Below are 24,058 nucleotides of genomic sequence, written 5' to 3'. Positions count from 1 at the left end.
GGGACGGGGCTTACGGGCCCGGTCGGCTTCGGGGTGTGAGCGGCTCGGCGGCCGGTGGTCCGCCGCTGCTGATCGTGGCACGCGGCGTGCCGCTGTACAGGCTGCTTCTCAAGGAGTGTGGGCGCTGCCACGGGCACCCGGACATGAAACCCCCGGGACAGGCAGGCGGTCCGGCAGATGCAGCTGGCCGCGCGATGGGACTACGCGGTGAGATCAGACGCGCAGTGGTTCTCGCCGTTGGTGCCTGATGCTCGAAGTCGTCCTCGGCTGCATTTGAGGACCAGGAAGCCGACCGTCTGGCCCCGTTGTGCGAGGAGATCGGCGCCCCCGACCACGGGCCTCCCGCCCGCCGCCTACGCGCTGGTGACTGCCGTGCCCTGCCCGGCATCGTCTTTTGCCTCCTGCCGGGCTCCAGGCTCGTCGGCCTGTGCCGGGGATGACGATCATCACTCCGGGGCGGCGCCATCAGATCATGCAAATGAGCGCCTAACGGATGCCTAAGCAATTTCCAGTCTATGCCTAGATGGATGTACTGTTGAGGTATGAGTGGTGAGCAATTCGACAGTGTGGAGGCGTTGTTGGAGGAGGCGCGGCTGACGGCGCGTATGCCGGAGCCGACCGAGCGTCTGCGGCTGCGGCAGGCTGCCGGTCTCTCCCGTGCCCAGGTGGCGGCGGCGGTGGGTGTCGGTCGTCAGACGGTCGCCAACTGGGAGGACGGCACCACCGACCCGCAGCCGCCGGGGCGCTTTAAGTACCTGCGGCTACTGGAGGGCCTGGCCCAGATCCACCCCGCCGCCGCCCCGGCCCAAGGACCCGCCGAGACGGCCGCCCCGAGCGGCGCCCCGGTCGCAGGATCCGCCGTGCCTGAGACCGCGTGGGGCCCCAACGGGCTGGCCGTCCAGGGCGAGCCCGCCCCCTGCCTCCGCTGCGGCGCCACGACGCCCTACAAGGCCACCGACGGCCGTTCCCTGCACCCCGGCGCCATGTGCCAGGCCCCAGCCGCCACGGCGCCGCCCCAGGCCGCCGCCACGCCCGCCCCGGTCAGCGCACCCTCACCGGCTCCCGCGCCGGTGCCCTCGCGGCCGCAGCGCCGGGCGAAGTCCGCGGCCCGCGCCCAGGCGGAGACCGCCAGCCTCATCGGCCAAGCCGTACACGAAGAGCTGGAACGCGCTCAAGGTGACGCCGACGCAGCCATGAAGGCCCTGGTCAAGCGCGCCATCCCGGACGTCATGCGCCTGTTCGGGGAGACCCGGGCCACCGCCCGCTACACCTACACCGCCTACCCGGCCCTGCCCGACATCCTCACGAAGCCCTCGAAGAAGGAACCGGACCAGATCTGGGAAGCCCGCCCCAACTTCCACCACCCCCACTACTCCCTCAAAAGCGCCGGGAACATCGCGGTCACCGCCCTGGACGTCAACGCCGCCTACCTCTCCGCCCTCAAAACCTGGCTCCCGATCGGAAAACTGGAACACTCCACCGGCACGGACGGCATCGACCCCAAACGCTCCGGAGTCCACCTGATCACCCCCTCACCCTGGAACCACCCCAACCTCCCCGACCCCCTCGGCGACCGCGACCAGCCCGGCCCCCTATGGGTCACCAACGCCACCCTGCGCCTCCTGCTGCGCCTCTCCACACCGAAATACGGGCTCCTCGACCCGCCGGTGGTGCACGAATCGTGGACCTCCGGCGCGACCGAGAATTTCCTGGACGCCCTGCGGAAGACGCTCACCGCCGCACGGGAGACGGCCATCGCCGAGGACGACACCATCACCCTCGAATACATCAAGGCGATGTATTCGAAGTTCATCTCCACGATGGGCGAATCAATCCACAACCGCGAGATGGTGCGCCCGGACTGGATGCACATCATCCACAGCCAGGCGTACGCCAACCTCTGGGGCAAGGCATACAAGGCCCACCAGGCCGGTCTGGACGTCATCGCCATGATGGGCACCGATGAACTGCACGTCACCGGCGACTGGCGGAAGGTCTTCCCCGAAGGACGAGGCGTCGCCCAGATGAAGATCAAGCACAGCGACGCCAAGGCGTCCGGTGAGTACACCATCGGCACGGCGGCCCGCTGATGGCCGGCACCAGCGGCCGGTGGAGGGACCTGGGCGCCTTCCGCGCCCGGGGCATCCACGGGGGAGTGGCCCTGGCCGAAGGCATCGACCGGATGGTCACCGGCATCGAGTCCCCCGTCGACTCCGAGCGCGGTCTGGCCGCCCGCCTGCGCTACCTCACCGCAAGCGACGCCGGCTACGAGGCCATGGACCGCGCGGGCATCCACGTCAGACCCCGCACCCTCATCGCCTGGCTGGCCGGGGAACAGACCCCCAGCAAGGCCAACCTCCCCCGCATGGACGCCGCCTACTGGGACCTGCGCCGCCGCAACGTAGTCGCCGACCTCAAGCGCCGGCTCAACAACCGCGGCCGCGGAACCCGCATCGAGATCGACCCCGTCGACCAGTCCCGCGTCCAACACAGACACCAGCGCGACCTGCAGACCCGCAACATCAACGTACGCGGCGCCGTATGGGACCGCGCCGTCGACGCCTGGATCGCCCACGACACGCAGGAACTCGAAGCCATCTGGGACGACATCATCCAAAGCACCCTCGGCACCGACTGGGACGCCTACACCCACGTCTCCTCCATCGGCTGGGCCGCCTGAAAGCCCCCACACGAGCGCAACGGACTCGGCGAACAGACGGTCGCGATCCTCGCCGCCATCCACCCCACCGACCGCCCGTCCGAAGCGAAGGACAAGGGCCGTCTGGTGGCCTCCTTCATCGATCGCTGGTACGCGCTGCAGGTGCTACAGGACCTGCCCGTGCAGGCGCCCGATGTTGCCGAGCTTGTCCACGGCACGCTCGTTCCGACGCTGCGAGAATGCCGCACCACCGCCGACGTGGCCGCCGCACTGGGCCAACTCGCCCTGCGCGATGGCAACTCGATCCCCGAGGCATCGACCCTCGGACTTCGGGGCAACAACTCGCACCAGATCAGGTACCTGCTGGCCCGCGCCACCGCCTACGTGGAGGAAAGCTGCGAGCGACCACAGGACGTCCTCGCCTACCTCGACAGGACGCAATTTCATATCGAACACCTGTGGGCCAATCATCCTCGCCGCGCTGAAAGGAAATCCCGGACCCGGTCGTCTTCCGCAGCCTCCGCGACCAACTCGGAGGCCTGGGGCTGCTCGCGGGAAGGGAGAACTCAAGCATCAACGACATGCCGTTGCACGACAAAGCCTCCTTATACGCGCGGAGCAACATCCTGCTCGGCATCATCTCGCCGGGATACGACCGCCGTAACCCGCTCCTGCGCGACTTCATCAAGTCACACCAGCTGGACAAAGCCCTCAGGTCGTTCGGGCCGAAAGAGACGATGACATCCGTCATCCAGACCCGACAGCAGCTCTACCTCCGCCTCTTCGACCTCATCTGGAACCCCGAACAGCTCGACTTCCTCACCCCGACACCGCAAGACACTCCGCAGCCCGACCAGACCCCTGTCCCACAGCCACGTGCCAACCCGGCCCGACGCAAGACCGCCCGCCGTCGTACAGACGTGGCGAAGATGCTCGACGCCCGCATCCTCACAGCCGGAACCCGCATTGTCCTCACCCACCGCTCCATCGACCACTGGGCAACGATCAACAATGACGGTGGCGTTGTGCTCAACGCCACCGGAGGAACACCCTACGGACGAGTGGACGAAGCCGGAGCCGTCGTCCGGGGCACCAAAACCTGCCAGGGCATGAAGGAATGGCACATCGAGGACGAGACGGGCACACGACTAAGCCTGCGCACCCTGCGAGACCAGGCCGTCGCGGCTGGCCTCATGTAGAGCAGCGACGATCCATACACGCGAATCGAACACGGCCCTGTTTCCGCCATTTGCGACTAACGCTCGATAACGGCTGGTGACGCTGTTCTTGCAGCTCGGAACAAACGACAGGGACTCAAGGGTATGCGTTTCCGATCTTCAAGTGAGGTCGAAGTGGCGACCACGAGTTTCTCAACCAATGGTCAAGGTGCGTACCGGGAAGAATCGAACGGGAAACTGCTCGTCCAGCAAGCGATGGCCTGTTCGTGCTTTACATGCGCCGCATTCCTTGATCATCCAGCGGTCTTTGTCAGTGCCCGTTGCTACACCAATTCCCAAGGAACTGTGCCGCACCCGGCGGCCACCAAGGGGAGGGGACAGCAGCATGCCACCGCAGGGATACCACGTAGTCCGCAGCCACATACGGCGCAACCCGCGCCCTGGCGCGAAGAAGATGAGCGGCTGGACAATTGCCGCACTGATCGCGGGCGTCTGGCTGTGGAGCCAGGTCTTCGGCTTCGGCGAAGCCAAGTCCGATGAGCCGCCTTCGCCCAAGCCCTCGGTGTCCGCCCCGGCGGCACCCTGATGGCCCGGCGCCGGCTATGGCTGCGCAAGCCTCGCGGCACCGGTGAGCACATCGCGGCCACAGTCGTCGCTCTGGCCGCGCTTGTCCTGGCCGTCCGGATGGCTGCCGGGGCAGTCGGTGCACTGAAGGACGCCTGGCCGGTTGTGCCGGTCCTCGCGTTGCTCGCGGGGGCCGTCGCGGCGTGGAGGAGCAGGCAGGCAACCGCGACGCGGCGTCGCGAAAGGGAGCGGCTGGCCACTCTCCGGATCACCCTGGAGGAAGTGGACGCCATGGACGACCGAGCCTTCGAGTACGCCCTGCGGGATCTGTTGATCCGTGACGGCTGGTCGGCCCGGAGGGTAGGCGGCGGTCGCGACCAGGCCGCCGACGTCACCGGTGACCACCCGCAGCGCGGTCGGATCGTGGTGCAGGCCAAGCACACCCGTGTCGGCGGGAAGGTGGGGTCATCGGTGATGTACGCAGTGAAGGGGACGGCTGGGCCGGCCCATAAAGCCGATCATGCTGTTGTCGTCACCAACGGGGCCTTCACCCGGGACGCCATGGCGTGGGGTGACAGGCACGGCGTTCACTGGGTCGACTGGGAGAAGCTCCAGCGCTGGGCCGAGAACGGCGCCGCCCTGCATGAACTTCTCGGAGTATCCGCACGCTTTCGCCCGAGCCGGTTCAAGCGCGCTGCCTGACCAGCAGGATCCTGGATCTTCATCCATCACGCCTGGAGGTGTGGTGTTCGACGAGGACGGGTCGCTCGACCCGATGCTGAAGTTTCTGCTGTACGCAGTCCTCACGCTGGCCGCGGGCAAGATGCTCTGGGAATGGCTTACCGAGGACGTCACCCGGTGGATCACCGTTGACCTGTGGGGCCTGATAGCCGACCACCCGTGGTGGACCAGCCTCATCGCCGCCAGCGGACTGCTCGTGCTCCTCCTGCTCTGCAAGCTCCTGTCATTCCTGCTCGACGCCGATATCTACGTCGGCCCGGACGACACGTTCGCCGATACACCCGACAATTCAGCCGACCCGGACGTGCTGACGTTCAAGATGAAACAGCTGTCCGCGATGAGCGCGACAGGCTTCGAGCAAGCGTGCGCCGATCTTCTGGCCCGTGACGGATTCCGGAGTCCGCGGCGGGTCGGCGGCGCCGTGGACCTCGGCGTGGACGTCACCGCCCGTGATGACGAAGACCGTCTCCTGATACTGCAGTGCAAGCAGTACCAGAACCCAGTCGGATCAGGACACGTGCAGAAGTTCAACGGGACAGCCCGCCTGCATCACGGAGCCGACCTGCTCATCATGATCGCGCTCAACAGCTTCACCCAGCCGGCAGCCGACTTCGCCCAGCACCACCAGCTCATCCTCATGGGCCGCCCGGAACTGAAGAAATGGGCCCACGGCCAGCACCTCTACGACGTCCTCGGCATTCAGAGCATGACACCGTGAGGCCAGTTCGACCGCCATCCGCCATCCGGCAGCCGCACCCGCGATAGCGGTGCACACACCGCTTCTTTGTGCGGCACACACCGCCCGGTCCGTGGACCGCCTCACGCCGTGTGTGGGGCGGTCCCCTTCGCGGAACCACTCGATGCCCATTCAGCGTGGTCCGAGGCTCGGCTGCCAACAATGCGCCTATGTGTGCTTCTTCAACAGGCCCAGACAGGGATAGCAACACGATGCGCCCCTGCAACGCGACACGGACCAGGTCCTCGGCCACCGCGGAAGCAAACAAACCTAGCTCACCGGCCTCGGGGTCAACCCGACCGCCTCCGGCGTGGTCACCGGTGTCGGTGGTGTCGGGGCCTGGTCGGCGCGCGCTGTTCGCCCCGGAGATCGCGCGCCAGTTCGGCGTCGGGCGGAAGGTCATCATCGGGTTCGCGGTCAGCCCGCTCGCCCAGGTTCCTCCTCCTCGCCGGTCTCGGACGCAGGAGACAGATCGCCCTGGCCCCGACGCTGGCCCCAGGTACGTACGCCGGGCCGGCTGCCGCCGCCGCGGCAGCCTGCTCCCCAGCGGTCTTACTCGGCCTGCTCGGATCGCGCCTCGTCCTGGGCCGGTGCGTCCGTGTGGGGGGCGGTGTAGAAGACGGATGCGCCCTGCTTGCTGCGGCGCTGGGCCTGGTTCTTGGCGACGAGGCCTTCGAGGGTGGTCCGCACGACGGTGGGTTTGATGCCGCGCTCGGGATGGGCCTGGCCGAGGGCGGTGGCGACTTCCGCCGCGGAGCGCGGTTCGCCCTGTTCGGTGAGGTGGCCGCGGACGAGTTCGACGAGCGTGGGTTGGGTCGTCTTCGGGGCTGTGGCCTTGTCCGCGGGCTTCTTGGCGTCCGATTTCTTGGCTGCCGTGCGGACCTGTGCGGCGTCGGCCTGCTTCGCGCGCTTCCGCTTGCCGGCACCGGGCTCACCAGAGGTCTTCTTACGGGCAGCGAGCACGGCGGGGCTGCTCGGGGTGGCCGCAGGCTGAACCGGCGAGGGTGAAACGCCAAGCGCCTGCTGCAATACATGAGGTCAGTCCACCGTCTGGAGCCGCACGACCCGCACCACGGCGAAGGTCCCGTTATCGGCATCTGCCACCCGGAAGCGACGCCCGACGAGCTGGGCATCCCGGGCCGAGCCGCAGACTGCGATCACATCATCGTCTCGTGTCTGCGGTGCCTCGATCGGCAACAGCGCCTGATATGCGGTGGCTGCCGGAAGTGCGGCGACCGAGCCGTCCAGCGGGGCCATGATAGCGGGCTGCCCCAGGGGCACGATGGCACCAAGCCCCGACCATACGAGCGCGCCGTCTGCCTCAGCGGACTTCAGCTGGCCCGTGACCTCGTCGAGCACATCGTCCGTACGGCCACTGGGGTCCCGCCACACCTCCACTTGGTCGTCGAGCATCCCCTCCACGACCCGGCGCACCCCGGAGAGGTCAAGCGCCACGAGCCCACTCCGCCAACTGCCGCAGCACGGCGGCCGTCCCGCCGCCCGGTACGTTCCCCAGGTCCGGCCGCGCGAGCGCGGCACGCTCCACCTCAAGCGGATCCGCGTCGAGGAACGCAGCAGCAGCCGCACCCGCCTCAGCAGGCACGCCGACCTTCACCCGCGCCAACACGTCCAGTTCGGCCGGCCAGGTGCCGGTAGGCCGAAGGTGCAGCACGACATGCGGAAGATCATGCGAGTTGGCATGCACGTCGACGGCAGCGACCTGGTCGCTCATGTCACGTCCATCCACGGCGACGGCGTAGTCACGGCCGTCGAAGGTCATCTCAAAACGGTTCGATGTCGACACCGGCGGAGCCTAAACCCATGGCACGGGATTCGGGCGGCGCATGATGAGCCCTCGCGTAGGGGCTGAGAGGGCGGATAGATGTCACTGGCGAGGATGGGAGCCTGGTTGATCCGCGTACGACAACGCTGAATAAGTGGGTCGCCTCCGTCACAGAACCCCCAACTACCCTGTGAGCGAGATCACTAGCTTCTTAGCGCGGATTGATCGGCTGAAGACTGCATTGACGACCGTGCGCGGGCATCGAAACACAGAGCGTCGCAGCCGAGAACCTCATCCCCGCAAGCCCATATGGGGGTTCGGGCAGCCCACAGACAACCCTTTCCAGCCTGACGGATTGTCTTGTCCATGGCCGACTGCGTTGCGATCATCTCACGGACCCCCGTACCTGAGAGCCGCTGGACCTTCCGGCGGCCGTGCAGTGCTACGCGAAAGGCACTCCGTGTTAAGACGCATCCTCCTGCCTGCCCTGGTCAGCTCCGCGCTCCTCGCGGGGGTGGCAGTTCAGTCGACGGCCTCTGCTGCGGACACCCGTGAACAGCTCTCGGCGCCCTCTACCAGCGACGTCTCCTCTCCATCAGACAAGGAACGCCTGGACAACAGCGGCAGCCGGTCCGGCCCCAACGAGGCAGACTGCAAGAACGCCAGGGAACGAGCCATCCGCACCGCCGGCGCGGCTCGTTCATACGGCTGCCTGACCTGGCTCTCGCCTTCAGAGGGCAAGACTGCCCTCCGCAAGGGCGCAGCTACCGGACCGGACGGTGCGTCTGCGTCCGCGGTGTTGGATGTTCCGCTGCCGGTCAACGACTGCACCGGCGACGAGGACGGCTACTGGTACGCCACCCGCACCATGCAGTGCCAGATCGACCCAAACGTGAAGTACTCCTACTACAGCAGCGACAACAAGCTCCTCGGCACCGCCCTGTTCGCCACCGCGCAGCAACTGGACTTAGCCACGAACAGCCTGCAGTGGACTGAGACCGACCAAATCACCATGCTGTCCTCTACCGGAACACTGCCTGCCGGTCTGAGCGTGTCATGGACCACCAGCTGTTCCTCCCCCTGCGCCCCTGGAACCACGAAGCTCTGGACCTCGGCCCCCATCAGCCTCGGCCAGAACCTCAAGAAGACCTACACACTCACTGACCAACCCTCAACGGGCTACGACTACATCGACCTCGACTACCAGCTCTCCATCGGCTCACCCGACGCCATCGACCTGCTGCCGCCGATCACGTGGGGCGGAGCCGAAGTCCGCTGCGACAACAAGATCTCCGTCGCCGACAAGGCAGGATGCGTGGTGCCTTGGTACACCCCGACCCTGCAGATACCCCGGTCTCAGTACGGCTCTTCGGCGGACATGCTCGAGTGGGCCCAGAACAATCTCTCCGGCCACTGGGGACTGCGCGGTACCGGCCAGCCACTGCACCGGCTGAAGAACTCGTCTCAGCAGGCAAGCAACCGTCAAGCCATCTGTGGAACTTCCAAGTTCACCAAGGACCCGAATGTTCAGGACGATACCTGCGACGAGTTCCCCTTCGCTGGCACCTACGAAAGCGGTGCCCTCAATGGCGTCGATCACGGGAAGGACTGCGCGCAGGTGACGGCAGTACGAGCAGACACCAGCGGGAATCTGGCGGTGGACTGGCCCACGGTCACCCCCACGGGGACAGTCAGCGGCAGCGAGAAATGCGTGCGCGGACACATTCCCGGAGCGCTCAACTCGGACGTGGGCTCGGCCTACGGCGTCTTCGTCAAGGACAAGCTGCTTGCGGACAACGACCCCTTCTGGCTGAGGATCACCTTCTGAACGACTGTTCCTGAGGAGGCGAACCGCCCGGCGGTCAGCCCTGCAGGTGCAGAAGGCTGACCGTCGGCAGGGGACTCTTGGCTACCTCGGACGACAGTGCCAGGCCGAACTCACGCTCCAGCAGCAGCAACGCAGAAACGGATGGCTCCCAATCGTCGGACTCCCAATTCTCCTCCAGGAAGAATCCTGCATCGGTGAGGGCACGGTTGAGGAAAGAGGGGGCGGCCCCCTCTGCCGGCTGGAAATGCCAGGCGTCGTAATAGGCCAGGAGTTCCCCGGATTGAGCATGCGCAATCCGGGTCGTACTGTCGAGGAGTTTCCAGATCGAGACAGCCTCGGTGCTCATGGACAGGCGGGTAAGCACCGGGGACTGGAGCAGCACGCCGTGATCGTCGACGTCAATGAGAAAGGTCCACTCACCACTGCGACACACCCGCGCCGCAGGCGTCTCCGCACCCGACCCGAAGCGTTGCAACGCCTCGTCGGGCGTGCACAACGGGTACGGCGCCTGATCAGTGACACTCAGACGAGACAGCACCTCGTCCGGCGAGAGCCCGCGCACACACGTGATGCCAAAGTGGTCCCAGGGCACACAGCCGACCAGTGCAGATTCCGTCACTGCCCCTCATCCTTCGGCTCAGCAAATGTTGGCGTGCCGCGCCCTACGCCGTTCGCAAAGTCCAGGGCTGACAGGCCAGTTCGAGTTGGTCAAGCACACTGTAGCGTTGGTGCCCGTTCGAAGGCGGTGCAGCAATATGTCAGGGCATGTTGGTGAGCACGGCTATCGCAGCCTGAAGAATGCCGGGCTGGAGGGACGACCGGGGCATCGACTCGATCGACACGCTGGAAGCGCTGATCCGCACCGAAATCAAAGCATTGGCTCCGCCCGGCGCATGCAGGGCGATTGCAAAGTTCGCTGATCGTGCGTTGGCCTCGATTCTTCCGAGGGGTGACGGCGACGTTGTGGACGACTGGCTGCCCGGTATGCCCGTGCCGTGTCGGGACTGGCCGTCGCGTGTCGTTGCGGGGGCGTCGGGTTCCACGGGCTCGAGGGTGGTGCGGTCCTCTCCTCTCCTCTCCGCTGTCGTCGGGGCGGTGGCCGGCCGTCAGGTGAGGGCCGGAAGCTGGGTGGCCCGCTGCCAGGCGGTGGTGAACGTTTTGGCCCAGGGCCAGGTGCGGTCGAGGTGCAGGGTGCGCCTGCGGGCGTGGGCGGTGAGCCGGGCGGGCAGGTGATAGAGCTTCATGCGGATCGTCTCCGCCTCCGCGGCGGCAAGTTCCGGTTCGTCGTGCAGGACGAGGAGCCGGGTCCAGGCGTCGAGGTCGGCGGCGATCGTGGCGGCGAGCACCCAGGCGGCGTTCAGCTGCCAGGACTTCGAGGGCAGCAGCCCGAGGCCGATGCGCTTGATCGCTTTGACGCGGTCCTCGACCTTGGCATGATCACGGTAGAGGGCGTCGAGGAACCACACCTGCCCGGATCCGGCGACCCCGGAAAGCCCCTGGTGGGCTGGGATGTTCGTGGTGATGATCTGGTAGCGCCGGCCGGTGCGTTTCTCGAAGGCGGTCAGCTTCTTCGCATCCCGGCGCGAGGGCTTGACCCGGCGCGCGATCAGCCGCATCCCCTCGGGCCAGCCGGTCAGGTCACGGACCCCGGTCAGCTCGGTGACCTGGTAGGACAGTCACTCGCCGTCGGGTCCTTTGATCTCGTGGACCTTCGCCGTCCTGCCGCAGCGCGGCCGTCCACACGTTCTCGGGCAGCCGTGCGATCGCGGCCTCGTCGGTGTCGTTGGTGGCCCAGCCGGTCACCCAGCGCCCCCGGCGCTGGCTGGACGATGGTCGCGTCGAGATCGAGGGCGTACCAGCCGGTCAGCTCCCGCCCGCACACCGCGATCCAGGGGAAGCCGCCGGGGCGCAGAGCGAGCAGCGTCCACACCACGCGGCGTATCGCGGCGCGGACGCGATCGACCCGCGCCGCCACCGGGCGGTCGATCGCCTCCAGCGCGCGCCACAGCGTGCTGTCCGAGACCGGCTGCGGGAACAATCGCTGCCAGTGGTACTGGAGTTGCTCGGCCTGCAGGACGTTGGTGGCGCCGAGCGTGATCGCGCAGGCCAGCATGACCAGGGCCTCGCCGCGGTCGCGCCAGCCCGGCCCGGTTCCTTGGGGCAGGGCTCGGGCCAGGGCCCTGCAACATGCGATCCCTCCTCGGGGAAAGACGCGAAAACACGAGGAAATCTGTGAATCTGCTCGATGGGCGGCTGGATGCTCTGCGAGGACCAGCCGCGCCGCTCCCGCACACCGCGCGTACCCTGGCCGCGCTCACCGCCAACCCCACCTGCGACCGCCGAGCCCTGATCGATGCGGCCGGTATCGACAAGGACGGGCCTGCCCCGGCCGCTGCGCAAGTCCCGGATCGCCCTCCGTCACGGCATCGCTTTCGAGCACCGTGTCACCGACAAGAACGCTGGGGAACTCGTACGGCTGCTCCGCCAAGCCCTCGGCCTGACCCTGCCCGAGGTCTCCTACGAAGACCTCAACCTTGTCGCCGGGACCGCTTTCCCTCTTTCGCTGCGCCACGCCCGCACCCGGTCGTTCATTCTCAGCGCAGCAGATGGAAGAGCGGTTGCCCGCAACCTGTTTGACCACCCTGTTCTGCGCCTGACCGTCGCCGGCCACCATGTCTATCTGGAGCCCGATGTCGTGGCCTTCCGCCACGACGGACGTTTCCACGTCGTGGAGATCAAGTCCTTTCCTGTCGTCGACGGACAGCCAGACGGCATCAAACTCGGCGCGGCCCTGACCCAGGCTACCGCCTATGCCCTGGCCCTGCGTGAACTTCTCGCCGACGACGGCCTGCCGCGCGATCGTGTCTCCGACGAGGTGGTTCTAGCGCGCGTCACAGGGCTCCTTCCGAGCACTGACACCACGTCCCCGTGCATGCTGGCGAGCCCGCTCGTCGTGGAGTACGCGGCGGCCGTCGCTGAGCAGCGTCTTGCGTAAGGGCGCGGCGAAGCCGCTAGCGCAGCATGGTCGGGTCGGGCGCGGCTGAGAGGAGAGCCGCTCTGGGCCGTGCGCTGGCGCCAGCGGTGCTGAATCGGGGAGACGGTGCCCTTACCAGGGTGTTCCCAGTTCCGGGACGATGTGCCAGCCCCTATCACGGCCGCGGCGGCCCCGGGTAGCCCGGTGGGGGAAGTCTCGCCGTGGCGTACGACTGGCGGGTCTACAGGGGCGTGGAACATCGCCGAGCGCACTGCGGCAGCGCACTCCTTGGCGCCCAGGATTCCCCCCATCCGCTGGGCTGCCACCGCCCACGCATCAGCGACCGGATCATCTTCGACAAGATGCTGCAGCTCCTGCGGTTCGGCTGCTCCTACCAAGCGATCGCCGACACGACCTGCTCGGCCACCACGATCCGCAATCGCCGCGACGAATGGATCGCGCTCGGCGTCCTCGCCCGGCTCAAGCAGGTCGCGCTGGCCTCCTACGATCGGATCGTCGGCCTCGTGCTCGACCAGATCCGGGTATCGCCGAGGTGATCCCAAAAGGGGCCATGGGATGATCTTGAAGTCCTGCGAGGCCCGGGATCACCGCTCAACTTGGAGTAGCGCCGAGGTAGGCCCTGTTCTCGTATAGCTACGGCGAACGGACATGTAGCGCTGAGTGACTACACGGGGCTGCGGTCGCGCTGCTGAACAGCGGCGAAGTCGGCGTGTGCCGTCTCGACTGCCTCCGGGTACGCCTGGGTCTTCTCGTGCTCGGCGAGCGCCCGGTAGATGCTGGCGACGGACGGGTTCTGTCCCTTGCGCTTGCCGGTGGGGATGATCAGGGCGGGCTGGATCTGCTCGACGGACTCGCCGAGCGCCTTGCGCCGCAGCACGGTGTGCAGCATGTCGTCAGTGATGACCGGGGGCCGGCCGCCGTATTTGCCCTTGCGGGCCGCGGTCTCCAGCCCCTCCAGCGTCGACTCCCGGATGTTCTCCCGCTCCGTCTCCGCCATCGCGGCGAAGAACCCGAACAGCAGCTTGCCGGGACCGGTGGGGTCGTAGATGCCGGGCAACGGCCCGGCGAGCATCTCCAGCACCAGGCCGTGCTCGGTCAGATGGTCCGCGAGGGCGGTGAGCTCTGCCGCGTCACGCCCCAGCCTCTTCATCTCGAACACGGTGAAGATGACCCGGCAGTGCGGGGCGTGCGCCTTGATCTCCCGGGCGGTCTTCAGCGCCTCCTCGAACTGCGGGCGGACCTTGATCCGGGTGCTGATCTTCTCGCTGAAGATCTTGTCTCTGCCGATGCCGTGCTTGGCGAGCGCGTCCAGCTGCGAGTCGAGCTCCTGGCTGAGGTGCGAGCAACGGGCATAGCCGATACGGATGTCCGCGCTCGGCAGACTGGGATCGACGGCCGCGGGCACCGACTTGCCGGGCCGCCAGGGCTGCCCCGGCCCTCGATTGGCCGGGGTCGGCACCCGCAGCTCCTTCGCCAGCTTCGGCACCTTGGTGAAGCGGCCGGTGTGGTAGGCGCTCGTGACTGCCCCGCTGCGCGAGCGGCACGGCGAGCCGGGGGCGGCCTTGCACTTCGGGCACGGATGGCGCTCGACGAGATCGGCTTCGGACTCAGGTCCAGCGGAAGATTCTTGAGGGGCCGTCATGGACCCAGATTTTCGCACAACGCAAGTCGCAGAACCCCCCTCCTGCCACCTTTGAGCGCGAACGGGTTCTGAGAGTCGATCCGCTTCTTGGTGATCTTCGTCCGACCCTATTTGATCTTGCTCGGGCAAAGGGTCGTTTGTGCGAGAACCTCCGTGATTCGCGAGCGCCGCGGTCAGTTCGATTGACGTAGTCCGGCGACGAGGAGCGCGACCAGTCGGCGTGCGTCGTAGCGGGGGTCGCTCTCGGCGCCGATGCAGAGGTTTCCGATGCCGCGCATGAGGTGGTAGGCGTCGAGGCCGGAGCAGATCTCGCCGGAGGCGGCGGCAGCTTCGAGGAGCTGGGTGCACACCGGCAGGAGGCGTTCGAGGAAGTAGGCGTGGAGCGCCTCGAAGCTGGTGCTGTCGCCCTGCATCGCGGCTGCAAGGCCGTGTTTGGTGACGAGGAAGTCGACGAAGAGGTCGACCCACCGCCCCAGGGCGGCGTAGGGAGTGGGGCCGGCCGCCAGCAGGGTGGGGCCGGCTTCGGCGCAGGCGTCGATCTGGTGGCGGTAGACGGCGACGACGAGGTCCGCCCGGGTGGGGAAGTGGCGGTAGATCGTGGCCACCCCGACGCCGGCCTTGGCCGAGATGTCGCGTACCGGCGCCTCCACACCCGAGGTCACGAAGACCGCGGCGGCCGCGTCCAGCAGCGCCTGCCGGTTGCGCCGGGCGTCCTTGCGATTGGACCTGGCTGAGCTTCCCGGGCTCTGGCCGCCGTCGTTCACCGCAACACTCCTTCCATGGCCGATCTTGCAAAACGGATCGATGTTCCGTATTGTATGCGGAACAAGGTTCCGTTTCATTCATGATGGCAGACCGGCAGTCCTGCGGCCAACCCCTGTCCTCAGCACGCTCCACCCGGGACCGGAACAGCCACGTCCTCGTCGCCACCCGGCGTCGATGTGGCCCCGCATGAGAAACGCTCCCCATCCGGCCCATGCCCGCGGCGCCGCCTGCCGGGCCCACCGAACCCAAGAGTGCGCACGCACCGAACGGAAGGCACCTCCATGTCCGAATCCAAGACCGCGAACGCCCAGGGCGCACCCACCACGGTGGTATCCGCGCGGCCGGTCGTCCTGTCCGCCCCTGGCCGCGGTGACGACCTCCAGGTCCGCGTGTCCGCCCCCGCGACCGGGACCGGCCTGCCCGTCATCGTCTTCTCGCACGGCTTCGGCTGGTCGATGGACGGCTACGCCCCGCTGGCCGACTTCTGGGCCGCCCACGGCTTCATGGTCATTCAGCCCACCCACCTCGACTCCAGGACCCTGGGCATCCCCGCCGAGGACCCCCGTACCCCGCGGATCTGGCGCCTGCGCATCGAGGACCTCACCCGCGTCCTGGACGGACTCGACGTCCTGGAAGCCTCCGTGCCGGGCCTGGCCGGGCGCCTGGACCGTGACCGCGTCGCCGTGGCCGGCCACTCCTGGGGAGCCCAGTCGGCGAGCACGCTGCTGGGCGCACGTGTCCTCGACTCCGAGGGCAAGCCGGGTGAGGACATGTCCGACCCCCGGGTCAAGGCGGGCGTGCTGCTGGCCCTGACCGGCTTGGGCGACGACCTGGTCCCGTTCGCCGCCGAGCACTTCCCCTTCATGAAGCCGTCCTTCGACACCATGACCACCCCAGCCCTCATCGTCGCCGGGGATAAGGACCAGTCCCACCTGTCCACCCGCGGACCGGACTGGTTCACCGACCCCTACACCTACAGCCCCGGCAGCAAGAGCCTGCTCACTCTGTTCGAGGCCGAGCACTCCCTCGGTGGCATCCCAGGACACGAGGTCGCCGAGACGACCGACGCCAGCCCCGCACGCGTTGCCCTGATCCAGCAGCTCACCATGGCCTACCTGCGCAGCGCCCTGTACGGCGAGGACACCGCCTGGAAGGCGGCGGCCACCGCACTGGAGGAGGACCCCAACCCGCTCGGCACGCTGCAGAGCAAGTAACGCGCCCGACCACTCGCCTCTCGCCGCCCGGCCTCGGCCGGGCGGCGGCACACGCAGCAGAAAGGAACCAGCCCTCATGAACGCGTCCACCGTCGGCCCGCCCGCTCCGGTGCTGTCGTACAGCCCGGTGGTCCTGTCCGTGCCCGGACGGCCCGTCGTCCTCCAGGTGCGCGTCACGGCACCCGCGACCGGGACCGGCCTGCCCGTGATCCTCCTCTCCCACGGCCACGGCCCCTCGAACAACCTCTCCTCCCTGAACGGCTACGGACCGATCGTCAACCTCTGGGCGGCCCTCGGCTTCGTCGTCATCCAGCCCACCCACCTCAACTCCAGGACCCTGGGCCACGTGCTGGCCGATGTCCCGGGCGCCCCCTTCTTCTGGCGCTCGCGGACCGAGGACATGACGTACATCCTCGACCGGCTCGACGTGATTGAGAAGGCCGTGCCGCTGCTCGCCAGCCGGATCGACCACAACAAGGTCGCCGTCGCCGGACACTCCCTCGGCGGCTTCACCGCGAGCCAGCTGCTGGGCGCCCGGATCACCGACCCCGACACCGGGCAGGAGGCGAACCTCATCGAGCCTCGCATCAAGGCGGGCGTGCTGCTCGCCGCGCCCGGCAGAGGCGGCAAGGTCCTGACCGGGTTCATGGCCGAGAAGACGCCGTTCTTCCGGACCACGGACTTCTCCGCGATGACCACACCCGCGCTGGTCATCGCGGGCGACAAGGACGACTCCCGGCACTTCACAGACATGGGCCCGGCCTGGCACACCGACCCCTACACCCTCGCCCCCGGCCCCAAGACCCTGCTCACCCTGTTCGGCGCGGAACACGGACTCGGTGGAGTCGCTGGGTACGACGCCGCCGAGACCACCGACGAGAACCCCGGCCTGGTCGCGGCGCTTGCGCAGCTCACCGCCGCGTACCTCCACAGCCGGCTCCACCCCGGCGACACCGCGTGGCAGACGGCGTGCGAGGCGCTGGCAACCGGACCCGAACCGGTCGGACGCGTCGAAACCAAGTAGTGCGTCCGTCGCCTGGCTGACCCCGCTCGGCGGTCAGGCCGCCTGGCCGTAGCCGTCCGCACTCTCCGGGTGGTCGCCACGGAGTGGGCTGAAGTCGACGTCGAGGTGCGGGTCGTACGCCTCGGGCTGGATGCCGAGTTCGTGGGTGGAGTACTCGCCGAACCGTTTGATGTGCTCGGTCAGGTATGGCGAGATGTGGGCCAGGTCCTCCGGGTCGATCTCCCAGCCCTCTTCAAGCAGCTGGCGGATGATCTCGGCGATGTCCAGGGCGTTGTGGAAGATCACCGCGTTCGTGAGCAGCGCGTTGAATTTCATTGCCTTTTCCTGCTCGACCGGGTTGTTGTCGGCGATGACGCCGCAGTTGCCGAAGCCGATCCACTGGGAGAACCGGTTGAACGACTCGACCTTGTTCGTGGCCGCGGTCACCCGCCGGCGCAGCGGTGCGTCCGAGAGGTAGCGCAGCAGCTGCACGGTGCGGATCACGCGGCCGACCTCGCGGAAGGCGGCGTAGGTGGCGTTCTTCCGCGACCCGGAGCGGAGGCGCTTGAGCAGCGTGGAAGAGGAGATGGCGCCCTCGCGTACGGAGACGGCCACGCGCATCAGGTGGCGGAACTGGGACTCGATCAGGTCGAAGTCGATGACGTTCTTGCCCACCTCGCCGAACAGGGCGTCGATGTGGACGCACTCCGTGGTCTTGCTGGGCCGGTAGAAGGTCATGCCCTTCCAGTTCCTGATCCTGGGCATCAGGTCGAAGCCCAGGAGGTGGGCGAGCGCGAACACCGGCTGGGACTGGCCCTGGGTATCGGCGTGCACGGTGGTCGGCTTCACCTCGGACGTGTTTTTCAGCAGGCCCTCGATGATGTAGACGGCCTCCCACACGCCGCACGGGATGAAGTGCGTGAACAGCGCGATGTAGGTGTCCGAGACGTGGTGGTAGGCGATCCCGCCCGGCTTGCCGTACCTGACGCTCGTCTCGGCCAGCAGGTTGTCCAGGTAGGTGTCCATGTGGGTGCCGTCGGCGGCCACCGCGGTGCCGTCGCCCCACGCCTGGGAGATGTCGAGGCGGGCGTGGGCGTTGACCAGGTCGGCGATGGCCTCGTTCAGCAGTACCAGGGAGAAGTGCCGGTTCGCCGTGTACGCCAGCTCGTGCCCGCTCACGCCGGGGATGTGGCGGGCGGCCTCGTACGGGCCCATGTTGGTGCCCTTGACGAACGTGGTGATCACGTAGCGGCCGAAGGGGTCCTGGAGCTTGGGCTCGTTGCCGGAGGCCGGGCCAAAGCGGCGCCACCACTCCACCCAGTACGCGGTGCGGGCCAGAATCCCCATCAGGGAGCGCTCCGGCATCCTGGCCTTGATCTCCTCCTCCAGCCGCTTCGCAGACGGCCGCTGCCCCTCCGCCCGGTGTGCCTTGAGTGATGGGATGCCCGTCTCCGGGTCGATGACCAGGCCCTCGTTGTCCGGGTACCCGGCGTCCGCCGCCGCGGCGGCACTGCGCAGCTTGTCCTCCAGCTGCCGGCGGAAGAAGGCGGCGTCGAACTCGCCCGCCTCGCCTTCCTCACACAGGCCGACCTCCACCAGGTAGGACGCCAGCTTCTCCTTGACGGCCTCCCAGGCCAGCAGCTGCGTGGACCAGTCCGCGTACTCCTCCGAGCCCACCACGGCCACGTCCCCGGTGCGCAGTTCCTCCGCGAGCGCGGTGAAGACCATTGCCTCGAAGTGCTTGCGGACGAACTGCCCTGGCCGCGTCTTGTCGGCCACGGCCTTCTGCCAGTTCTGCGTGGCGAAGGAGATGTCCACCGCGCGGCCGTCCTCGCCCAGGGCGCTGATGTACTCGCCGCGCGCCGCCTGGTGCCGCTGGGCGTGGGCGAGCGCGTCCAGCACCCGGCCGTCCTCCGACGTCGCGGTGAACTCCAGCTTCTCGGCCAGGTCGAACATCACCGCCCGGTCCCGGCCTATCTGCCCGTACAGCAGCACCTCCCAGAAGTTGCCGTGGTGAGCGGACACCTTCTCGATCTGCTCGTACTGCTTGGCGAAACCGCCGAAGCCCTCCACCGCCTTCGTGACCGCGCCGAACCCGCCAGCCTGCACCGCCTGGGCCCTGGCTAGGGCAAGGAGCGCCGGGGAGACTCTGCCTTCCAGCCGCCGCGCGACCTCGTCGGCGGGCGCCTGTTCGTCCAGGCCGTCCAGGGCCGCCCGGACCTCGGCGGTCATGGCCGCGGCCTTCTCCAGCGCCGCCCGAGCGGGACCTCCCTCGTCGATGTTCTTCAGCACGGTGCGGTAGTTCCCGATCAGGGCCTCGACGATCTCCCGCTCGGCGAGCCGGATCTCCTCCAGCTCGACCTTGGCCTTCTTGATCTTCATCGCCACGCGCTTGCAGAACATCGTCGCCAGGTCGTCGCGGACCCGCATCAGCGCCTTGTGCGTCAGACACGCCACCAGCGCGAGGCGCTTGACCGGCTTGTAGTCCCGCAGCTCCGCCACGTCGGCCGCGTCCGCCTCCCCGGCGAAATCGGTAATCTTGCCCGCCGCGATGTCACCCATCCACGCGCCCGTGTCGCCGAGCCCGTCCACCCATTCCAGCCGCTTGGCCAGGTTCTTGAAGTGAGACCAGGTCGGGCCTTGGGCGGGCTTCTTGAGCCGGTTGTACAGGGTCGTACCGTCTCTCTCGCGCTCCTCCAGCAGCCGCAGCAGCCCCGCCCGCTCGAACGCACTCATCCGCTTGTGGATACCCCCGCAGATCTCGGCGTTCACCTCCTTGCGGAGGGTCGAGGCCATCGCGTCGAAGGTGGAGAACGCTGGCAGCTCCAGCCCGGCCTCCACCACCTTCTCCAGCGCGATGTTGATCAGGTCCGCCGGCCGGTTCTTCGACGCGGCCTCCTTGCGGATCGACTCCCCGGCGATCCGCCGGGCCCGGGCCTGGTCATAAGCCACGCCGACCCGCTGCCGTACGAGCCCCCGGTGGTTCTTCATGGTCTTCGCCGCCCGGTACACCGGCAGCGTGCCCTCCGGCGGCTCCACCGCCCGCCGCACGAACTCCGCCACCGCCTCCGGGATGTCCTCCACCTTCGGGAAGCACCCCATGCGCTGATATGACTTCAGCGTCAGCAGCAGGGCCAGCAGATGCTCATCGCTGTCCGTACGGTCGGCGGCCCACTCCAGCTCATCGCGAGTCGGTGAGAAGAACAGATGCAGCTCATGCGCGGTGATCAGCCGCTTGAACCGCGGATACGCGGTCCGCTCGATCGAGGTCACAACCCACCCCAGGCCCCAGACGACAGCCAACATCACCACCAACGACACTGAGCCGAGCGGGTGACGGGCCGGGCCCTCACGGATTCAAGATCATCCCATGGCCCCTTTTGGGCTCACCTCGGCGATACCCCAGATCGCCGTCGATGGCTCCATCACCAAGGCACCGGGTGGCGGTGAGGTCGCCGGACGTTCACCAGTCGACCGTGGCAAACAGGGCCTCAAACGCTCAGGCATGACGGATGGCTACGGAATTCCGCTGGGCCGCGTGCTGGCCGGAGCGAACCGTCACGACTCCCCGCTCCTCGCCTCGACCCTGGACCGCCTGGACGACCTGGGACCCCGGCCGGACGACGTTACCGTGCACCTGGACGCCGGCTACGACTCTGACAAGACCCGCGCCCTGCTCGACGAGCGCGGCTTGCACGGCCGCATCGCGCACAAGGGCGAGAAAGCACCGATCCAGGCAAGTCAGAGGCGGCATGTCGAAAGGACCCACGCCTGGCAGAACGCCTTCTACCGCCTCGCCCGCTGCTACGAGCGCCGGGTGACTGCCATCGACGCCTTCTTCGACCTGGCCGACACCATCATCACCGTTCGTAGTCTGATTCGACGGGCATGGACGACCCACCGCTGGGACGAACGCCCGATCCGCCGCCCATGAGAGCACGCCTGCCTGGGGACCTCTCGTCGGCGTTGACAGCGAGCGGTCGTCGGTGGTCGGTGCGCCGGCTGCGGGCCATGGGGGGGGGAGTGCGCCCGCCGACTGCTATCCCGGGGTGCTGTCTTCGGTCATGGTCTGGGTGCCGATGACGTTGAGGAGCCGGAGCCGGTCGGCGGCTTCGCTGCCAGGAGCGGCGGTATAGGCGACGATGCGCAGATCGCTGCCGGGAGCCGTCAGCACGTCACAGTCGAAGGTGATTGCGCCGGCATCGGGGTGATGGACGGTCTTGGTGTCCGACTTATGGACCCCCACGATGCCCGTGTCCCACAGGCGTGCGAAGTCGGTGCTGACACCCCGCAGGTCCTTGATCAGGGAGCGCAGGCCAGCATCGGCGGGGTAGCAGGCGGTCGCCGCCCTGAGATCGGCGACCACGGCCGCCTCGAACCGGGCCTCCTGCTCGGGGGTGTGGCTGACCCGGCTGGGCAGACCGGCGAAGTGCCGCCAGACGATGTTGCGCTCGCGTCCGCGCAGCGCGGACGGGTCTCCGAACAGGGCCGCCCACAACGGGTTCCACAGAATCAGGTTCCAGGCGGCGTCATGCACGCTCAGCGGTGAGCCGTCCAGCTGGTCGAGCAGCCTTCGGACCCCCGGTGGAATGTGCGCCGACAGCTGCCCGGGACCCGGCGCCGGCTGGCCCGCGAGGAGATACAGGTATTCACGCTCGGCTGCCGACAGCCGCAGGGCACGGGCCAGCGCGGACAGGACCTGCGCCGACGGGGAAGTGGCCCGGCCCTGTTCCAGGCGGGTGATGTAGTCCACCGACAGGCCGGCGAGCTGGGCCAGTTCCTCGCGGCGCAGTCCGGCGGCCCGACGTACCCCGCCCGCGGGCAGTCCGACCGTGGCGGGGGCGATCCGGTCCCGCCAGCCATGCAGGGCTCTGCCCAGTTCCCTGGATTCGCTCACCGTCCCAGTATCGCGCCGCCGCGCCCGGACAGCCTGGTACTGCTGGTCCACTGGCTGAGGCGGGCACTACCTGTTCGTCTGCGGTGCGCCGACGGTGGAGACATCACCGACCCACCGATCACCACCGGAGTGAGCACATGACCACCACATTGATCACCGGAGCGAACAAGGGCCTCGGTTTCGAGACGGCTCGCCGCTTGATCGAGGCCGGGCACACCGTCTATGTCGGGGCACGCGATGCCCACCGCGGCCGAACGGCGGCCGAGAGGCTCGGCGCCCGCTTCGTTCAGCTCGACGTCACCGACGAGGACTCCGTCAAAGCCGCCGCCGAATTCGTCCGCGCGGACGCCGGCCGCCTCGACATCCTGGTCAACAACGCCGGGATCGTGGGCGCGCGCAAGCCAGTCGGCGAGGTCACCGGGGCCGACATGACGACCACGTACGACACGAACGTCTTCGGCGTCGTGCGCGTCACGCACGCCTTCCTGCCCCTGTTGGAAGCAAGCGACGCCCCGGTCGTCGTCAACGTCAGCAGCGGTCTGGGCTCGCTGGCGGCGTGCGCCGACCCCAGCCGGGTGGAGTTCCAGGTGACAGTGCTGGACTACAACTCCTCCAAGACCGCGCTGGTCATGGTCACCTCGCAGTACGCCAAGGCGTTCCCCGCCATCCGGTTCAACGCCGTCGACCCCGGCTACACCGCCACCGACCTCAACGGCCACCAGGGCACCCAAACCATCGAGGAGGGCGCGGAGATCATCGTCCGCATGGCCTCGATCGGCGCCGACGGCCCGACCGGCGGCTTCTTCGACAAGACCGGCCCGGTCATCTGGTAACGATCCGGTCGCTGATGCGTGGGCGATGGCGCCCAGCGGATGGGTCGGGACGTAAGCCGGCCGCTCAGGCAACAGCGCGGCAAATTGGTCCCAGAGCGGTTCGGTCAGCCACGATGGCGGGACAGGCACAGGTCTCCCCGTTGATCACAGAGCGTTGCAACTCCAGGATCACCAAGATCTGTGCCGGCTTCGCTGACAAGGGCGCCCCGCGCCTATCTGCGCGACCTCTAAGCCGCTATCATTAGATACGCAAGTCTATCTAATGTGGAGGGGGTGACGATGCCAGAGCGGCGCCGCGGAGCGGCCTTGGAGCAGGCGCTGCTCGACGCGGCCTGGGACGAACTCACCGCCGGCGGCTACACCAGGTTCACCATGGACGCCGTCGTCAAACGCGCCGGCACCAGCCCCCCGGTCCTCTACCGCCGCTGGTCGGACCGCGAAGACCTGGTCCGGGCCACCCTGGTCCACGTCCTGCGGAAGAACGTTCTCAAGGTCCCGGACACCGGCAGCCTGCGCGAAGACGTCCTGACCCTCATGCGGGAGATCAACGCCACGCGGGTCCAGCTCGTCACCGTGATGAGCGTCTACCTGGCCAGCTACCACTTGGAGACTGGCACCAGCCCCGCCGAACTGCTCGACCCCGCCGACACCGACCGCAAACAGGCCGTCGACGCGATATTCGACCGCGCCGTCGCCCGCGGCGAGGCAGAGTCCGAACGCCTCACCGACCGCATCAAGGCCCTGCCGTTCGACCTGCTGCGCCAGGAGATCCTGACGACCTACGCCCCCGCGCCCGACCGGGTCCTCGAAGAGATCGTCGACACGATCTTCCTGCCTCTGCTGCGTTGACCGCGCCAGAACGTCGTCCCGCGACGGTTGCCCACGTACCCGGACCTGGATACGGAGCCGCTGGAAGTGAAGAATTGGACCAGTCCCGCACCTAAAGTCGCGCCAAGGACCGCCAACTCCGCAACGGGTGTGCCGGTAATGGGGCGGCTTGATGCGGTTCCCAGTTGGCGGGCCCGAGCCGCAGACAAGTATCGACAGTGTTGATTCCGCCTCTGAGGAGGAGATCGACCGATGCTTGACAGTCTGGTGGCACCGGCATCGCTGCTGGCGCCACCGGGAGCCTGCTGAGCCTGCGCGGGCCGCCCAGCGCGATCTTCGTCGAGTAGGACGAACTCGCTGCGTCCGTCGTCTCGGCCCTGCGTAGCGTCCAG

The 24,058-nt window shown here is 67.8% G+C and carries 23 protein-coding genes and 3 pseudogenes; 14 read left to right on the top strand and 12 right to left on the bottom strand.

Features of this window, described 5'->3' with window-relative positions; genetic code table 11:
• Positions 1–542: 542 nt before the first annotated feature.
• The 6 genes from ACWY4P_RS00635 to ACWY4P_RS00610 all read left to right on the top strand — a co-directional run bounded on the left by ACWY4P_RS00635 (position 543) and on the right by ACWY4P_RS00610 (position 5,860).
• Complete coding sequence (locus ACWY4P_RS00635; protein WP_456208112.1) at positions 543–2,090, top strand: helix-turn-helix domain-containing protein; 1,548 nt, start codon at positions 543–545, stop codon at positions 2,088–2,090.
• On the top strand, positions 2,090–2,680 hold the full coding sequence (locus ACWY4P_RS00630) for a transcriptional regulator (protein ID WP_456208111.1): 591 nt from the start codon (positions 2,090–2,092) through the stop codon (positions 2,678–2,680). The genes ACWY4P_RS00635 and ACWY4P_RS00630 overlap by 1 nt, the downstream gene beginning before the upstream one ends.
• 560 nt (positions 2,681–3,240) lie before the next feature.
• The gene (locus ACWY4P_RS00625; protein ID WP_456208110.1) at positions 3,241–3,858 is read left to right on the top strand and encodes a hypothetical protein; all 618 of its coding nucleotides are present in this window, start codon (positions 3,241–3,243) and stop codon (positions 3,856–3,858) included.
• A 364-nt stretch (positions 3,859–4,222) separates the two neighbouring features.
• Positions 4,223–4,423 (top strand): hypothetical protein, encoded by a 201-nt coding sequence (locus ACWY4P_RS00620; RefSeq protein WP_398527929.1) that lies wholly within the window; start codon positions 4,223–4,225, stop codon positions 4,421–4,423.
• The gene (locus ACWY4P_RS00615; protein ID WP_456208109.1) at positions 4,423–5,103 is read left to right on the top strand and encodes a restriction endonuclease; all 681 of its coding nucleotides are present in this window, start codon (positions 4,423–4,425) and stop codon (positions 5,101–5,103) included. The genes ACWY4P_RS00620 and ACWY4P_RS00615 overlap by 1 nt, the downstream gene beginning before the upstream one ends.
• A gap of 43 nt (positions 5,104–5,146) precedes the next feature.
• Positions 5,147–5,860, top strand: a complete 714-nt coding sequence (locus tag ACWY4P_RS00610; RefSeq protein ID WP_456208108.1) for a restriction endonuclease — start codon at positions 5,147–5,149, stop codon at positions 5,858–5,860.
• 570 nt (positions 5,861–6,430) lie between these two features.
• On the opposite strand, the gene ACWY4P_RS00605 is transcribed toward ACWY4P_RS00610, so the two are convergent.
• From ACWY4P_RS00605 to ACWY4P_RS00595, 3 genes are all read right to left on the bottom strand, one after another.
• Positions 6,431–6,841: a hypothetical protein gene (locus tag ACWY4P_RS00605; protein ID WP_456208107.1), complete on the bottom strand. Its 411-nt coding sequence runs from the start codon at positions 6,839–6,841 to the stop codon at positions 6,431–6,433.
• Between the two features lie 75 nt (positions 6,842–6,916).
• Positions 6,917–7,333 (bottom strand): DUF6093 family protein, encoded by a 417-nt coding sequence (locus ACWY4P_RS00600; RefSeq protein ID WP_456208106.1) that lies wholly within the window; start codon positions 7,331–7,333, stop codon positions 6,917–6,919.
• A complete protein-coding gene (locus tag ACWY4P_RS00595; RefSeq protein WP_456208105.1) occupies positions 7,323–7,682 on the bottom strand; it encodes a hypothetical protein in 360 nt (119 codons plus the stop codon). The genes ACWY4P_RS00600 and ACWY4P_RS00595 overlap by 11 nt, the downstream gene beginning before the upstream one ends.
• A 439-nt stretch (positions 7,683–8,121) precedes the next feature.
• Between ACWY4P_RS00595 and ACWY4P_RS00590 the strand changes: the two genes are divergently transcribed.
• The gene (locus tag ACWY4P_RS00590; RefSeq protein ID WP_456208104.1) at positions 8,122–9,489 is read left to right on the top strand and encodes a hypothetical protein; all 1,368 of its coding nucleotides are present in this window, start codon (positions 8,122–8,124) and stop codon (positions 9,487–9,489) included.
• Positions 9,490–9,523: 34 nt separating this feature from the next.
• Here ACWY4P_RS00590 and ACWY4P_RS00585 read toward each other — a convergent pair whose 3' ends face one another.
• From ACWY4P_RS00585 to ACWY4P_RS00570, 4 genes are all read right to left on the bottom strand, one after another.
• Positions 9,524–10,108: a DUF6461 domain-containing protein gene (locus ACWY4P_RS00585; protein WP_456208103.1), complete on the bottom strand. Its 585-nt coding sequence runs from the start codon at positions 10,106–10,108 to the stop codon at positions 9,524–9,526.
• A 139-nt stretch (positions 10,109–10,247) separates the two neighbouring features.
• Positions 10,248–10,532 carry a hypothetical protein gene (locus ACWY4P_RS00580; RefSeq protein ID WP_456208102.1) on the bottom strand — a complete coding sequence of 95 codons (285 nt, stop codon included), beginning with the start codon at positions 10,530–10,532 and terminating at the stop codon, positions 10,248–10,250.
• Positions 10,533–10,595: 63 nt separating this feature from the next.
• Positions 10,596–11,105, bottom strand: coding sequence for a transposase (locus ACWY4P_RS00575; protein ID WP_456208101.1), 510 nt, complete (start codon positions 11,103–11,105; stop codon positions 10,596–10,598).
• A 35-nt stretch (positions 11,106–11,140) separates the two neighbouring features.
• Positions 11,141–11,602, bottom strand: a complete 462-nt coding sequence (locus tag ACWY4P_RS00570) for a hypothetical protein (protein WP_456208100.1) — start codon at positions 11,600–11,602, stop codon at positions 11,141–11,143.
• 240 nt (positions 11,603–11,842) lie between these two features.
• Between ACWY4P_RS00570 and ACWY4P_RS00565 the strand changes: the two genes are divergently transcribed.
• Both ACWY4P_RS00565 and ACWY4P_RS00560 read left to right on the top strand, forming a co-directional pair.
• Positions 11,843–12,484 (top strand): hypothetical protein, encoded by a 642-nt coding sequence (locus tag ACWY4P_RS00565; RefSeq protein WP_456208099.1) that lies wholly within the window; start codon positions 11,843–11,845, stop codon positions 12,482–12,484.
• A 230-nt stretch (positions 12,485–12,714) separates the two neighbouring features.
• Positions 12,715–13,008: pseudogene (locus ACWY4P_RS00560) on the top strand (transposase); the annotation flags it as partial.
• Positions 13,009–13,148: 140 nt separating this feature from the next.
• On the opposite strand, the gene ACWY4P_RS00555 reads toward ACWY4P_RS00560, so the two are convergent.
• The gene (locus ACWY4P_RS00555; protein ID WP_266592052.1) at positions 13,149–14,126 is read right to left on the bottom strand and encodes a recombinase family protein; all 978 of its coding nucleotides are present in this window, start codon (positions 14,124–14,126) and stop codon (positions 13,149–13,151) included.
• A 173-nt stretch (positions 14,127–14,299) separates the two neighbouring features.
• A complete protein-coding gene (locus ACWY4P_RS00550; RefSeq protein WP_266592050.1) occupies positions 14,300–14,890 on the bottom strand; it encodes a TetR/AcrR family transcriptional regulator in 591 nt (196 codons plus the stop codon).
• Positions 14,891–15,172: 282 nt separating this feature from the next.
• Between ACWY4P_RS00550 and ACWY4P_RS00545 the strand changes: the two genes are divergently transcribed.
• Entirely contained in the window at positions 15,173–16,105 is a 933-nt protein-coding gene (locus ACWY4P_RS00545) for an alpha/beta hydrolase family protein (RefSeq protein ID WP_456208098.1), read from the top strand.
• A gap of 76 nt (positions 16,106–16,181) precedes the next feature.
• The gene (locus ACWY4P_RS00540; protein ID WP_055635637.1) at positions 16,182–17,129 is read left to right on the top strand and encodes an alpha/beta hydrolase family protein; all 948 of its coding nucleotides are present in this window, start codon (positions 16,182–16,184) and stop codon (positions 17,127–17,129) included.
• Positions 17,130–17,162: 33 nt separating this feature from the next.
• Here the strand turns inward: ACWY4P_RS00540 and ACWY4P_RS00535 are convergent, their stop codons facing one another.
• Complete coding sequence (locus tag ACWY4P_RS00535) at positions 17,163–20,414, bottom strand: Tn3 family transposase (protein ID WP_456208097.1); 3,252 nt, start codon at positions 20,412–20,414, stop codon at positions 17,163–17,165.
• A 91-nt stretch (positions 20,415–20,505) separates the two neighbouring features.
• Here ACWY4P_RS00535 and ACWY4P_RS00530 point away from each other — a divergent pair.
• A pseudogene (locus tag ACWY4P_RS00530) lies at positions 20,506–21,042 on the top strand (transposase); the annotation flags it as partial.
• Positions 21,043–21,147: 105 nt separating this feature from the next.
• Here the strand turns inward: ACWY4P_RS00530 and ACWY4P_RS00525 are convergent.
• The gene (locus tag ACWY4P_RS00525) at positions 21,148–22,005 is read right to left on the bottom strand and encodes a helix-turn-helix transcriptional regulator (protein WP_358708582.1); all 858 of its coding nucleotides are present in this window, start codon (positions 22,003–22,005) and stop codon (positions 21,148–21,150) included.
• Between the two features lie 137 nt (positions 22,006–22,142).
• Here ACWY4P_RS00525 and ACWY4P_RS00520 point away from each other — a divergent pair, with 137 nt between their 5' ends.
• Positions 22,143–22,838, top strand: coding sequence for an SDR family oxidoreductase (locus ACWY4P_RS00520; RefSeq protein ID WP_358708580.1), 696 nt, complete (start codon positions 22,143–22,145; stop codon positions 22,836–22,838).
• Here the strand turns inward: ACWY4P_RS00520 and ACWY4P_RS00515 are convergent.
• Positions 22,837–22,967: pseudogene (locus ACWY4P_RS00515) on the bottom strand (IS5/IS1182 family transposase); the annotation flags it as partial. The gene ACWY4P_RS00520 and the pseudogene ACWY4P_RS00515 overlap by 2 nt on opposite strands.
• A gap of 150 nt (positions 22,968–23,117) precedes the next feature.
• Here ACWY4P_RS00515 and ACWY4P_RS00510 point away from each other — a divergent pair.
• Entirely contained in the window at positions 23,118–23,687 is a 570-nt protein-coding gene (locus ACWY4P_RS00510) for a TetR/AcrR family transcriptional regulator (protein WP_055631961.1), read from the top strand.
• The last annotated feature ends 371 nt before the right edge of the window (positions 23,688–24,058 follow it).

This window comes from Streptomyces sp. LZ34 (assembly GCF_053890475.1).
This window is presented reverse-complemented; position numbering and strand designations above follow the sequence as displayed.